At 74.0% G+C, this 13,500-nt stretch carries 9 protein-coding genes; 3 read left to right on the top strand and 6 right to left on the bottom strand.

Going from position 1 to position 13,500, the window contains the following annotated elements; genetic code table 11:
* Positions 1-26 precede the first annotated feature (26 nt).
* The gene (locus ABD52_RS10665) at positions 27-866 is read left to right on the top strand and encodes a DUF1028 domain-containing protein (RefSeq protein WP_047891690.1); all 840 of its coding nucleotides are present in this window, start codon (positions 27-29) and stop codon (positions 864-866) included.
* A 4-nt stretch (positions 867-870) separates the two neighbouring features.
* Here ABD52_RS10665 and ABD52_RS10660 read toward each other — a convergent pair whose 3' ends face one another.
* Both ABD52_RS10660 and ABD52_RS10655 read right to left on the bottom strand, forming a co-directional pair.
* Positions 871-1,542, bottom strand: coding sequence for a maleylpyruvate isomerase N-terminal domain-containing protein (locus tag ABD52_RS10660; RefSeq protein ID WP_047891689.1), 672 nt, complete (start codon positions 1,540-1,542; stop codon positions 871-873).
* Positions 1,543-1,547: 5 nt separating this feature from the next.
* The gene (locus ABD52_RS10655; protein WP_047891688.1) at positions 1,548-2,429 is read right to left on the bottom strand and encodes a phosphatase PAP2 family protein; all 882 of its coding nucleotides are present in this window, start codon (positions 2,427-2,429) and stop codon (positions 1,548-1,550) included.
* Positions 2,430-2,522: 93 nt separating this feature from the next.
* Between ABD52_RS10655 and ABD52_RS10650 the strand changes: the two genes are divergently transcribed.
* Positions 2,523-3,212, top strand: coding sequence for a DUF3159 domain-containing protein (locus ABD52_RS10650; RefSeq protein ID WP_013475988.1), 690 nt, complete (start codon positions 2,523-2,525; stop codon positions 3,210-3,212).
* Positions 3,213-3,500: 288 nt separating this feature from the next.
* On the opposite strand, the gene ABD52_RS10645 is transcribed toward ABD52_RS10650, so the two are convergent.
* Positions 3,501-6,398 carry a glycoside hydrolase family 48 protein gene (locus ABD52_RS10645; protein WP_200905178.1) on the bottom strand — a complete coding sequence of 966 codons (2,898 nt, stop codon included), beginning with the start codon at positions 6,396-6,398 and terminating at the stop codon, positions 3,501-3,503.
* Positions 6,399-7,250: 852 nt separating this feature from the next.
* Here ABD52_RS10645 and ABD52_RS10640 point away from each other — a divergent pair.
* Complete coding sequence (locus ABD52_RS10640) at positions 7,251-8,744, top strand: GH1 family beta-glucosidase (protein ID WP_047891686.1); 1,494 nt, start codon at positions 7,251-7,253, stop codon at positions 8,742-8,744.
* 46 nt (positions 8,745-8,790) lie between these two features.
* On the opposite strand, the gene ABD52_RS10635 is transcribed toward ABD52_RS10640, so the two are convergent.
* The 3 genes from ABD52_RS10635 to ABD52_RS10625 all read right to left on the bottom strand — a co-directional run bounded on the left by ABD52_RS10635 (position 8,791) and on the right by ABD52_RS10625 (position 13,269).
* The gene (locus ABD52_RS10635) at positions 8,791-9,204 is read right to left on the bottom strand and encodes a roadblock/LC7 domain-containing protein (RefSeq protein WP_196806755.1); all 414 of its coding nucleotides are present in this window, start codon (positions 9,202-9,204) and stop codon (positions 8,791-8,793) included.
* 5 nt (positions 9,205-9,209) lie between these two features.
* Positions 9,210-11,777 carry an ATP-binding protein gene (locus tag ABD52_RS10630; RefSeq protein WP_235437436.1) on the bottom strand — a complete coding sequence of 856 codons (2,568 nt, stop codon included), beginning with the start codon at positions 11,775-11,777 and terminating at the stop codon, positions 9,210-9,212.
* Positions 11,778-11,898: 121 nt separating this feature from the next.
* Positions 11,899-13,269 carry an FGGY family carbohydrate kinase gene (locus ABD52_RS10625; RefSeq protein ID WP_047891684.1) on the bottom strand — a complete coding sequence of 457 codons (1,371 nt, stop codon included), beginning with the start codon at positions 13,267-13,269 and terminating at the stop codon, positions 11,899-11,901.
* Positions 13,270-13,500: the final 231 nt, after the last annotated feature.

Here is a 13,500-nt window from a genome sequence, read left to right as displayed (position 1 = left end):
CACCGCGACCGGGCTACGATCCGCGCGTGACCTTCTCGCTCGTCGCCCGCTCCGCCGACGGGCACCTGTACGGGGTGGCGGTGGCCAGCCGGTTCCTCGCCGCCGGGGCGCTGGTGCCTGCGGCCGAGGCACTGGTGGGCGCGGTCGCCACCCAGGCGCACGCCAACCTCGCCTACCGGGCGCAGGCGCTCGCGCTGCTGCGTACCGGCGTCACCGCCACCGACGCGGTGGCCGGGCTGGTCGCCGCCGATCCCGGCCGCGACGACAGGCAGCTCGCCGTGGTCGGGGCGACCGGCGACGGGGCCACCTGGACCGGGCCGCGGTGCCATCCGTGGGCCGGCGGGCAGGCCGGCGACGGCTGGGCCGCGCAGGGCAACATCCTGACCGGCCCGCAGGTGATCGACGCGCTGCGCGACGCCTGGCTGGCCCGCGACGACCTGCCGTTCCCGCAGCGCCTGCTGGCCGCACTCACCGCCGGTGACGCGGCCGGCGGCGACCGGCGCGGCCGGCAGAGCGCCGCGATGCTCGTGGTGCAGCGCCACGGCGGCTACGCCGGCACCGGCGACGAGCTGGTGGACCTGCGCGTGGACGACCACGTCGACCCGGTCGCCGAGCTGCGCCGCCTGCTCGGCATCCACCACATGCTGTTCGGCCGCCCCGACCCGACCACGCTGCGTGACCTCACCGGCCCTCTCGCGGCCGAGGTGACCGAGCTGCTCGCCGCCACCGGTCACCCGGTCGGCCCGGCCGGCCTGGACGACGCGCTGGCGGCCTGGACCGGCCTGGAGAACCTGGAGGAACGCTTCGTGCCCGGCCGGATCGACCCGATCGTGCTGGAGCACCTGCGGCGGTGCGCCGGGCGCTGAGCCGTCAGCCGCCGAAGGCCAGCCGGCCGATGCCGGCGCGGGTCAGCTCGGCGCGCTCGTCGCCGGTGAGCGGCAGCCGCCCGGTGGCCTTGCGCAGCACGGTGAGCGCGTCCCACCGCAGGCCCGGCGGCACCGGCGCGCCGCCGGTGAGCACGCCCACCACCACGTCCGCCGCGGCCGGGGTCAGCCACGGCGGCCGGTCCAGCGCGTCGGCCAGGTCCAGGCCGTGCACCGCGACCTCCACCACGCGGGTACGCAGGAACTCCGCCAGCGCCATCGCGTCACCGTGGCGGGTGCGTACCACCCGGCCGGGCGGCGCTGCGGCGACCGCCTCGCCGGTGGCGCGCCAGGCTCGGGCGAACTCGTCGGCCACCTCGGCCGCGCCCGGGTGCTCCCGCGCGGCCCGGCGGGCCGAGTCGATGCGGTCCCGGTCGACCGGCGGGCTGAACTTGGCCGCGCCGAAGTAGGCGGCGGCGTCGACCTCGGGCCGGGGCGGCGCGGGTTCGGCGAGCATCAGGGCCAGGCGTCCGGCTCCGGTGCTCACATGCGCGATCAGGTCACGTACCCGCCCTGGCGGGCACGGGGTGGGCCGGTCCAGCGCCGCGTCGTCCAGGTCGCGCAGCACCCGTTCCAGGCGTTCGCACTCGGCCCGGAACGCCTCCCGTACGGTCCGCACCGGCGTCAGCCCTTCCAGCGGGGCACCAGCCGGTGCACCACGACCAGCACCAGCGCCGCCACCACGGCGATCGTGCCGACGATGCCGGCCGCGCTGCCCGCGTACCCGATGAACAGCGGACGGCGGCCGAGGCTCTCGACGGGGATGGTGGAACGGTCCACCAGCCAGGACAGCGCCACCGCGGAGGCCAGCAGGGCCACCACGCCGATGCCGCCGAGCACGGCGCCGGCCACCCGGTGCGCGTCGCCCGGCTCCACCACCGCCTGCTCCCGCTGGAAGAACAGCAGCACCAACCCGGCCACAGCGGCCCACGCGCCCACCACCAGATACGCGGCGACCGCGTCGCTGGGCCGGTGCCAGCCGGCGGAGAGCGTGGCGACACCGGCGGCGGCGGCGTACCCGGCGCCGAGGAACGCCCCGGCGACCCGCAGCTTGCGCGGCAGCACCAGGATCAGCGCGACCGCCACCGAGGCGGCCACTGCGGTGTGACCGCTGGGCAGGCTGTTGCCGGCGGCGGCCCGTTCCGGGTCGATGCCGAAGTCGGGACGGACCAGGTAGTACTTGAGCAACTGCGTGGTCACGTTCGCGCCGGCGATGAGCAGCGTCGCGGTGACGGCGAGCGCCTTGCGCCCCCGGATCAGCGCGATGAAGCCGATCACGGCGGTCGCGGCCAGCAGCGACACCACCGACATGGCGTTGAGGATCGTGTCCACCGGACCGTCGATGCGGTCCTGGCCGATCCGGTTGCCGGTGAGCGCCACCGTGTCCAGCCACTGGCCCAGTTCGGTGTGTACGGCGAAGCGCCACACCAGCCCGAACGCGGCTGTCTGGATCAGGGCCAGTACGACCAACCAGACTGCCGTCCAACCCCTCGCCGTCTCCCGCACCCGGACAACTTAACGGTAGGTCCGCTCCGGCGCGCGGCGGAGCGCCATCGGCGGCGGCGTACGGTGAGGCGGGCGATTTCGAGGAGGTGGCGCGTGACCGGCACGCCACAGCGGCAACCGGAGGACGGGCCGCGGCCGGAGTCGCTGGCCGACCTGCTCGGCGGCCGGCGCGGGGCGGTGGACGCGACGCTTCCGCCACTGGCGTTCGGGCTCGGCTGGGTGCTCGGCGGGCTGGGCGGCGGCGTGCTCGCGGCGGTGCTGACCGGCACGGCGGTGGCTGGCTGGCGGTGGCGGCGCGGCGACCGTCCCCGCTCGGTGCTGGTCGGGCTGCTCGCGGTCTGCGTGGCAGCGCTCATCGCGTTGCGCACCGGCAGGGCCGCCGACTTCTTCCTGCTCCAGATCGCCGCCAACACGGCGAGCGCGCTGGCCTGGGCGGTGAGCATCGTGGTGCGGTGGCCGCTGCTGGGTGTGGTGGTCGGCACGGCGCTGGGCCAGCGGACCCGGTGGCGGCGTGACCCGGCGCTGCTGCGGGCGTACGGCCGGGCCAGTTGGGTGTGGGCGGCCACCTACGTGCTGCGGGTCGCGGTGTTCGTCCCGCTGTGGCTGTACGGGCAGGTGGTCGCGCTCACCGTGGCGCGGGCGGCGCTGACCTGGCCGCTGATCGCGGCGGCGCTGGCGGGGAGCTGGGTGGTGATCCAGCGCTCGCTGCCGGCCGGTCATCCGGGGCTGCGGCACCCGATGGACCCGGCGGGCACTGACGGTGTGGCGGCGCGCACAGAATAATGGAGAGGCCGCCACGGGGGGAGCGGCCTCTCCGTCAATTACGTTACTCCGTCCAGGGCCCGGATGTGATCCCGTGGACCGCTGAATTTTCCGTGCCTTTTCGCGCCATGGGTCGTCACCGGGCGGAGTGGTGGGCCGGCCGGTCCGCTGCGTCGGCCGGACGGCCGGCCCACCCGGCCTGACCGTGGGCGTCAGGCCGTTCGCCGACCCGGCCGCTCCGTTCCCCCATCGGCCGGGTCGGCCTCCTCCGCAGGCGGGCTCTCACCCGCCTGCGGAGGAGGGGTCACCTCACCCCTGCGGGAAGTAGGTGCCGTAGTCGGCGTACGCCATGGCGATGTCCGCCTGCGCCCAGAACCGGTGGTAGTTGAAGACCGGCTCGGGACCGCCGTCCAGGTACGCCTGCACCTTCGGCCAGTCCGGGTCGTTCTTGTAGAACGAGCGGATGTCCAGGAAGCTCTTGCCCGGGGCGATCGCGTCGCCGTTGGGCATCTTCCCGGTCCAGCCGTTGGGGATGTAGAGACCCTGGCCGTCGGCGGCGTTGTAGACGTCGTCGAAGCGCTTGTAGTCGCCGCGCTTCTCCGGCGTCGAGACGCCCTTGCTGTCGGCGGACGCCGAGAGCGCGTCCAGCAGGCCCTTGGCGGTGTTCTTCGCCGCGGTGTTGCCGGACTTGGCCGCGTACGCGATGAGCGTGCGGGCGTAGGCGCCGGCGACGCCGACGTCCTGACCCTTGACCGTCACCTCGACGTGCAGGTTGGTGTTCGGCTGCGGGCTGCTCGGGTTCCAGTTGGCCGGCTGGCCGGTCCACTTCATGTCCGACGGGATCGACCAGTTGGTGCCGACCGTGGTGTTGGCGATGGCCCACGGCACCCACTTGTCCAGCAGCGCCTTGGCCTTCGCGTTGCCGGTCTCCAGGTAGAGCTCGGCGATGCGCTGCATCGACCAGGCCTGCATGCCGAACCACTGGTTCGACGGCGGGTCGTTGTAGACCGGGTCGACGTCGTAGTACATGCCGTAGAAGGTGGCGGTGCCGGCCGGCGGCTGGGCGTAGCTGCCGTCCCAGCTGTTGGTGGCGCCACCGGCGATGCCGCCCTCGGCGGACTGGAGCCAGGTGTAGAACTCCAGCTGCCGGTCGAGGCTCTTCTGCCAGTCGGAGACCGCGGTCGGCGACTTCGGCTTCAGCTCCGCGACGTTGGTCATGGCCCAGGCCGCGAACGGGTTCTGGTAGCCGAAGTGGCTGTGGCTGGAGCCGATCCGCCACGACCAGTTCTGCGAGGCGTCGTACGCGCCGCCCCAGGCGTAGTACCAGGAGAGCAGGTAGTGCGCCGAGTCACGGCCGCTGCCGGCCGGGCAGGTGGACGCCCCGACGCAGTTGCCGATCTTCTTGAAGTACTTGTCGAACAGCGCGTAGCGCAGGTAGTCGCCCATCTTGGCGGCCTTCGCCACGGTGGCCGCCACGTCGGCCTGCTTGCCCTGCGCCTTGGCCCAGGTCAGCGCCCAGTAGGCGGCCTGGACGGCACGCGCGTCGGCGTCCGGGGCGTTGGTGTACTTCCACTGCTTGGCCGGGGCGCTGGACTCCTTGACGAACAGGTCCAGGTAGCCGTTCGGGCCGCCGTGCTTGAACGTGTCGCAGGACGGCTGCGGCACGGTCTCCCACACCGACTCCTGGGTGCCCCGCTGGAAGGTGTTGATGTACGCGGGCCGGGTGGTGCCGTCGCCGCAGCGGCCGTAGCCGTAGGTGTTGTCCACGTCGAGCAGCCAGTGCATGCCGTAGATGTCACCGGTGCCGTAGGTGGACTGCAGCTCCGAGCGCAGCGGGTCCTGGCCGACCGGGACGCTGGCCTCCAGCGCCGACGGGTACTGGCTGGGCAGGTTGTGCTCGGCGGCGTACTGCGGGGTGCCGGGCGAGCCGGCCGTCGCCTGGTCTGAATGATTCGGAATAATGTATTTTTCCATCACCGTCCAGGCGTTGTTGAACGGGGCCCAGTTCTGGGTGACCCGGCCGTACTGCGCCTCCAGCCAGAGCCAGAAGCTGAACGCCTCCGAGGTGGTCTCGTGGCCGTGGTCGGGCGCCTCGACGATCAGCGTCTCGATCGAGTGGTACGGCACGCCCTCGGGGCTGAAGTAGCCCGAGTTCTTGATCTTGCCGTACTGGTCGAGGAACTTCTTGATGTAGGCGTTGTCGCCGCCGGGGGTGTCGTTGTCCGCCTCGGTGGCGACGACGGAGATCGGGGCGTAGCCGGTGGCCGACGCGGTGATGGTGGCGGTGCCGCCGACCGTGTCGGAGTCCTCCGCGGCCGAGACCGTGGCGGTGACGCCGGTGCTCCAGTTGCTCGACGTGAGCGTCAGCGTGGACGGCGAGACGGTGATGTCGCTGTCACCGGTGACGGCGAGGGTCACCGGCACGTTGGCGGTGGGCGCCGCGCTGAGCGTGTACCGGACCGTGGCGCTGCCGCCCTCGGCGACGGTGACCGCCGACGGGCTGGCGACCAGCTTCGGCCCGCTCGCCGCGGTGACCGTGAACGACTTCTCCGAGACGGCCGTGCCGCCCGCGTTGTCGTACGCCTTGGCCTGCACGGTGTAGCTGCCGGCCGGCAGGTCGAGCAGGTCGTAGCCGTACGGCGCGGTGGTGTCGGTGTTGACCAGCAGGCCGTTGCGGTAGAACTCGACCTTGCTGATGGTGCCGTCGGCGTCGCTCGCGGTCGCGGTCAGCGGCACGTCCGCCGGCGCCTCGAACGGGCCGGACGGCACGCTCAGGGAGACCGTCGGCGGCTGGTTGGTCTGCGCGCCGTTGCAGGCGACCCCGTTGAGGGTGAACGCGGTGGGCTTCGGGTTGCTGCCGCTGTAGCTGCCGTTGAAGCCGATGCTGGTGGACGCGCCGGTGGGCAGGCTGCCGTTCCACGACTCGTTCGTCGCGGTGACCTCGCTGCCGGACTGGCTCCACCGGGCCGACCAGCCCTGGGTCACGCGCTGGCTGCTGTTCGGGAAGGCGAACTTCAGCGACCAGTTGTTCAGCGCGTCACCCAGGTTCTTGATGGTGACGTTGGCGGTGAACCCGTTGTTCCAGTCGCTCGTCGCATAGGTCACGTCGCAGGCGGGCGCGGCCTGTGCGGCGCCCGCGGGCAGGGCCACCCCGCCTATGACGAGGGCGGTGGCGGCGACCATCGCCGTACGGCGACGTCTGGCCAGAAGTCTCATGTGGGCGGTGTCTCCTCGGACCGGGCCGGGACCGTGGGCCCCGGCAGGGCGCCTCCACGCGCCGACGGGGCGTACGCGGGGGGACGGAGGCGTCCGGAAAGGTGGTCGTCCCGGCCGTGCCGGGGATCGGGGCGCCGCACCGGTTCGTCACCGGGTGCCCTCGGCGGCCCGCGCTCGCGTTCACTGGCTCCGCGTGGCGTGACGAGAGTGTGACATGGAAGCGCTCCCACCACAACGGCCAGCGCAGATACGCGCTTCCATGTTTCGATCTCGTTTAGGGGCTTTTCCAAACCCGTGACGGGCGTTACAGTCGCAGCATCGCCGATGGGAGCGCTTCCATCGACGGTGATACAAGTACTGGATCGCCGGGTGCACCCGTGCCCGGCGTGGCCCAGAGGCCGACGGCGGACCAGCCCGGACGCCGCCGCCGGCCGTCACCCGCCAGACGGAGGGAGGTGGAACCAGAGCCACTCGCGTGGCCCGGCTCCCGCGCGACGCGCACGACGGACGCCAATTCCACTTCGTGCGCGTGTGCACCATCGTTGGGGACGGGGGTTGCCCTCCCCCGTCCCCACACTAAACCCCCGTTGTCGACGGCAAAAGAGGCCGACGGGACAGGCGTGACACGCCACCCGGACGGCCTTTCTCGCTATCCGCCCCACCCCTCGCCGCTCACGCCGCCGCGAGCGACGTTCCCGAGCGACGCCCCCGCCCACCCACTTTCCGGCCGCCCGCCGGCCGCGCCGCACCTCGCCGCGACCGCCGGATCGGGGCCGGCCGCTCCCTGGCTATGATGGGAGCGCTCCCGGCCCAGGGCGGCCCGTCACTCCGAGGAGAAACCTCATGTCGTTACTCACCCGACGGCGCCTGCTCCGCCGCGCCGCCCTGTCCGCGACCGCGGCCGGCGCGGCCCGGACCGGGCTCGCCGGCACCACCGCGGCGGGGGTCGCCGCAACCACAGTCGCGCTCGGCGGCTGCGACAGCCCGCCCGAGCGCACCACCGACCCGGAGCCGGACCGCGGGCTGCGTTTCCCGGACGGCTTCGCCTGGGGTGCGGCGACCTCGGCGTACCAGATCGAGGGGGCCGCGAAGGAGGACGGGCGGGGTGAGTCCGTCTGGGACACCTTCAGCCGCACGCCGGGCCGGATCCGCAACGGCGACACCGGGGACGTCGCGGCCGACCACTACCACCGGTACGCGCAGGATCTGGACCTGATGCGCGACCTGGGGCTGCGCAGCTACCGCTTCTCCATCTCCTGGCCCCGCATCCAGGCCGACGGCTCCGGCCGCCCCAACCAGCGCGGCCTCGACTTCTACCGCCGCCTGGTGGACGGGCTGCACGAGCGCGACATCGCGCCGATGGCCACGCTGTTCCACTGGGACCTCCCCCAGGCCCTCCAGGACGCCGGCGGCTGGGAGAACCGGGACACCGCCGAGCGCTTCGCCGAGTACGCCGACGTGGTGTTCCGCGCCCTCGGCGACCGGGTGCCGGTCTGGCTGACCGTCAACGAGCCGAAGACCGTGGTGCAGAACGGCTACATCTGGGGCCACCATGCGCCGGGCATCCGCGACGAGGACGCGGCGTACCTGGTCGCCCACCACCTGCAGCTCGCCCACGGCCTCGCCGTGCAGGCGCTGCGCGCCACCGGCCTCACCGGCCGGATCGGCCCGGCGCTCAACCTGCACCCCTGCTACCCGGCCGACGACTCCGCCGAGTCGGCCGCCGCGACCCGGCTCCACGACGGCTACGAGAACCGCCTCTACCTCGACTCGATCTTCAAGGGCGCGTACCCGCAGGACGTGCTGGACGACCTCGGCCCGGACAGCCGGATGGTCCGCGGCGTCCGCGACGGCGACCTGAAGATCATCTCCAGCCCGGTCGACCTGCTCGCCGTGCAGTACTACACGCCGATCTACGTCACCGGCGACGGCGGCACGGTCCGCAAGTGGCCCACCTCCGAGGCGGAGTGGCAGCAGATCTACCCGGAGGGCATGTACGACATCCTGACCCGGGTCACCCGCGACTACGGCCGGGTGCCGATCACCATCACCGAGAACGGCCTGCCCTGCCCCGACGTGCCCGGCCCGGACGGCAACGTCGACGACGCCGGGCGGGTCGCCTTCCTGCGCGACCACTGCGCCGCCGCGCACCGGGCCGTCGGCGACGGGGTGCCGCTGGAGAGCTACCACGTCTGGTCGCTGCTGGACAACTTCGAGTGGGCCGAGGGGTACGAGCAGCGCTGGGGCCTGGTCTACGTGGACTACGCGAGCCAGCGGCGGGTGCTCAAGCGCAGCGCCCACTGGTACCGCGACGTGATCCGCCGCAACGGTCTGTAGGCCACGGCTGCCCGGCCGGCGCGACGCCGGCCGGGCACCGGTCACCTCAGCGCGGCAGCGCCTGCTGGAGTTCGGCGCGCAGCGCCGGGGTGAGCATCTCGCCCGCCTGCTTGGCCAGCCGCGCCATCTCGTAGCCGACCACGCCGATGTCGGCGTCCGCCCCGGCCAGCGTGGCCAGGATCGAGCCGTCCCGGATCTGCATCACCAGGAAGTAGCCGCGCCCCATCTCGACCACCGTCTGCTTGACGACGTCACCGTCGAACATCTGGGCCGCCCCGGCGGTGATGCTCATCAGGCCGGAGGTCACCGCGGCGAGCTTGTCCGCGTGGTCGCGCGGCAGGTGCGCCGAGATCGCCACCAGGAGGCCGTCGGAGGACACCACCACCGCGTGCGCCACCCCCGGAACCCGCTCGGCGAACGCGTTCACCAGCCAGCTCAGGTCGCGTGCCTCCTGGCTCAACGTCGTCACTGTCGTCGTCCTCCTTCATCGCGCGGCAGGTACATCTCGGTGGTCTCCTCGGCCTCGGCCCGCCGTACCCCGCTGTAGAGGCGCGACAGCATGCCGCCGACCGCCTCCGGGTCCGGCTCGTGCCGCACCGCCGGACGGTCGGCCGGGGCGGCCGAGGCGAGCTGGGCCATCGGAACGCGTACCGGCAGGCCCCGCTCGTTCGTCCCTCCGGTCACCGGCGTCGCCGCCGGTGCCGGCGTCACACCCGGCGCCGGCGCGGCCGGGCCCTGCCGGCTGAACCACCCGCCGCCGGCCGCGCCGGCGTCCGGCGTGAGCACGTCCTCGGCCCGTCCCGGGCGGGGACGCGGCACGGTCACCGGCGCGGCGGCCGGTACCGGCGCGGCGGCCCCGGCATCCGTCCCGTCGCCCAGCGGCCGCCCGGTCAGCGGGGACATCGGCAGCGCCGCGGGCCGGCCCGGCGCCGGACGCCAGCCGGCCACCGGCAGCTCGGCGGTCGCCGCGGCGAGCGCACCGGACGCGGCGACCGGGCCGGTGAGCGCCGGCTGCGACGTCCCGCGCGCGAGCCGGGCCGGCGTCGCCTGGACCACCTCCGGCGCGGGCGCCTCGGCCAGCAGCTCGACCGGGATCCGCACCCGGGCCACCAGGCCCTCCCGGCCCGCGCTCAACCGCACCCGTACGCCGTGCCGGGCGCCGAGGTGGCTCACCACGAACAGACCCATCCGTTCCGAGGCCGACACGTCGGCGGCCGGCGGCTCGGCGAGCACCGCGTTCGCCTCGGCCAGCGCCGACGGGCTCATGCCCAGCCCTTCGTCGACGATCTGCACGAGCGCGCCCCGGCCGTCGGGCTCGACGACCACCCGCACCGCGGTGTCCGGGCGGGAGAAGGCGGTGGCGTTCTCCAGCAGCTCCGCGAACAGGTGCACCAGGTCGCCCACCGCGTGCCCGACGACGTGCAGGTCGGTCCGGTTCTCGTGGCGCACCCGCTGGTACTGCTCGATCTCCGCGCTCGCGGCCAGCAGCACCGCGCCCAGGCCCACCGGGCGGTTCCACCGCCGGGTCGACTCCGTGCCCGCGAGCACCAGCAGGCTCTCGTCGTTGCGGCGCATACGGGCGGCGAGGTGGTCGAGCTTGAACAGGTTCTCCAGCTGTTCCGGGTCGCTCTCCTCGCGTTCGAGTTCGTCGAGCAGTTCCAGTTGCCGCTCGACGAGCACCTGGCTGCGCCGGGCCAGGTTGACGAACATGGCGTTGACGTTGCGCCGCATCATCGCCTGCTCGACCGCCACGTCGACGGCGCTGCGGTGCACCGCCACGAACGCCTCCGCCAGCTCGCCGATCTCGTCCTGCGAGTCGATCACCGAGGGCGGTACGTCGATCGCGCCGATCGGGCGGTCCACAGTGCGCAGCCGTTGCAGAGTCAGCGGCAGGTCCACCTGCGCGATCCGCAGCGCCTGGCCGCGCAGCTGCCGCATGGCGCGGGCCACGGACCGGCCGACCAGCAGCGAGATCAGCACCGCGACCAGGAGCACAGTGGCGATCCCGCCGGCCACCAGCAGCGTGTCGCGCAGCTGGCGGGCGCTGGCGTCGTCGGCCTGGCGTACCGCGTCGGCCACGATCTCGCTCTCCAGCTGGCGGAACAGCTCCTGCCGCTGCTCGCTGGCCGCCCACCACTGGGTCGCGTCGAGCAGGACCGGCTTCGCGTCACCGCCGGGCAGCGTCCGCTCCTCCAACCGGGTCGCGGCGACGAAGGCCGGGTCGACCGAGGTGCGGTCGTAGCGGCGGATCTGGTCGGCGGTCGCCGCGACCCGGAACGCGCCGAGCGCGGTGAGCTGCTGGGCCCGCAGGTCGCTGAGCGTCACCTGGTCGTCGGCCTCGTACCGGCCGGACCGGGCGGCGGCGTAGAGCTCGGCGCGGATGCGGGAGGACAGCTCCTTCACCCGGGACAGCTGCACGTACCGCAGCACCGCCTCGGTCAGCTCCTGCCGGCCGCTGCCGGGCGACGGCTCGGCCAGCAGGCTCAGCAGCGCCGCGATCGACCGGTGGTAGTTGCTCAGCACGGTGTCGCTGGAGAGCACCGCCGGCGCCACCGCCGCCCGGATGTTCACCACCTGGTCGTACGCCTCGAGCGCCTCGGAGTAGGAGACCCGCCAGGCGGCGTCCGCGTCGGCCAGCGGCGCGGCGGCGGCGCGCAGCTCGGCCATCGCCCGGTCGGTGGCCTCCTGGAGCGGCTTGAGCGCGGCGACCGCGGCGTCCCGGTCCGCGCCGGTGCCGGCGCGGCGCAGCGCGGCCAGTTCGCCCGCGGTGCGGTCCCGTTCGTGCTGGAGCCGGTCGACGGCGGTGGAGATCTGCCGGCCGATGCCGACCTGCTCGGCGAAGGCGCTCAGCGTGGTGGTCTGCCCGACCAGCCCCCGGGTCTGGATGCCGGCCAGGACGAGGAACGCCAGAGAGGGGATCACCAGCACCGTGGCGAGCTTGGTTCCCATCCGCCAGTCCCGCAGCCGGAACCCGGAGCGCCGCCGGTGCGGCGCAGGGGCCGCACCGCGAGCCGGGTCGGGAGCTGCGCCCACGGTTGCCTCCTCGTCCCGCCCCACCACGTCGGGGAGCGGAGTCCATCCAATCAGGCCGTCGGTCGGTGTCAACGGCCGCCCGGACGGCATGACCAGGACGGTCAGCGCCTCGGGTGGACGGTCACGCGTGCGAGGCGGCCTCGTCCGTCCGGCCGATCCCGGCGATCTCGTCCGCCTCCGTGAGCCGGCCGAGCGCGACGAGCGCGGCGCCGGTGGCGCCGATCTCCGGGTTGCGTTGCCAGCACACCCGGCGGGGCGCGAGCACGTCGAGGAACGCCCCGCGCCACCACGGCGAGGCGGTCAGCGCCCCACCGCCGAGGATCACCTCCATCGGCTCGCCGATACCGGCCTCCAGCAGCGTCAGGTCGTCCGCGACGAGCCGGCACAGGCCGCTCATCAGCCCGGCCAGGATGTCCACGGCTGTGGTGCCGAAGCTGAGCCCGCGCAGCTCCCCCGAGCCCGCCGGGGCGACCCCCGGTGGACGGTCGCCGCCGAAGCGGGGGTTCGCCCGCACCGAACCGGCGACGCGATCGAGCGCCGCCTCCAGCCCCGTGCCCTCCGGCAGCCGCAGCTCGCGCGCCGCCCAGGCGAACAGGTTGCCGCCGCTGGAGTACGCCGCGCCGGTCACCACGTGGTTGTGGTCGACCCGGTACCGCCAGAGCTGCTCCGGCAGCGGCGGCGGCTCCGCACCGGCCGGCACGGCCTGGATCATGCGGACCGCCGCGGAGGTGCCGACTGTCACCGCCGCGCGGGTCGGGTCGACGCAGCCCGAGCCGACGTTGGCGGCCGCGCCGTCGCCGACCGGCGGCGCCCACCGCGCGGCGGCCAGCTGCGGCCAGCGCCGCGCGTACGCCGCGTTCAGCCGGCCGTGCCAGCCGTCCGGGGCCAGCCGCAGCATCTGATCCGGGCGTACGCCGGCCAGCTCGCACGCCTCCGGATCCCAGTCCAGGCGGCGCAGATCGAGCAGCCCGGTGCCGGAGGCCAGCGAGATCGACATCGGCGCGTCGTCGAGCAGCGTGCCGAGCACGTACTCGGCGAGCCCCGTGAAGCGGGCGGACCCGTCGACGCGCTCACGCAGCCAGGGCAGCCGCACCGACCAGTAGCAGCGGTGCCACCAGGTGCCGGTACGCCCGTGGAAGTCCGCCGGGTCGGCCGGCCCGGTCGCTCCGGGAAGCGGCTCCGGCCGGGTGTCCAGCCAGGTCAGCACCGGCCCCGACGGTGTGCCGTCGGGCGCCACCGGCAGCACCGAGTGCCACTGCGCCGAGGTGGCCACGAGGTCCACGTCCCGCAGGTGCCCGCCTGCGGCCAGCTCGTCCAGGCACTCCACCAGGCACGCCAGGTAGGCCGGGCCGTCGAGCGTCCCGCTGCCGTCGTCCCCGGTGACCAGACGCACCCGGCGCCGGGCCAGCGCGCCCGGGCGCGGCACGGCGTCCGCGTCGAGCACCAGGCCGCGCACCGAGGAGGTGCCCAGGTCCAGAGCGAGAATGTCCATCGCCGGTCAACCTACCCGGCGGGACCGGCGGTCACGCCAAGATCCGTACCCGGTGACGCGCGATCGGGTTCCACGGCGCCTGCCGATCGCGTACAGTGATCGTCATGCCCGCGCACCTGTCCTGCTGGTGGCCCGCCGACCCGGCGGCCCACCCCCGCGCGTAGCTTCCCCACGCGGCCGCCCGACGAGGCGGCCGCCGGTCTTCCCCGGCATCCCGGGTCGCCTTCACCG

It is taken from the genome of Micromonospora sp. RV43 (genome assembly GCF_001029515.1).
GTDB lineage: Bacteria > Actinomycetota > Actinomycetes > Mycobacteriales > Micromonosporaceae > Micromonospora > Micromonospora aurantiaca.
Note: the sequence above shows the minus strand (reverse complement) of the source record. Positions and strands in the feature narration are given on the sequence as shown.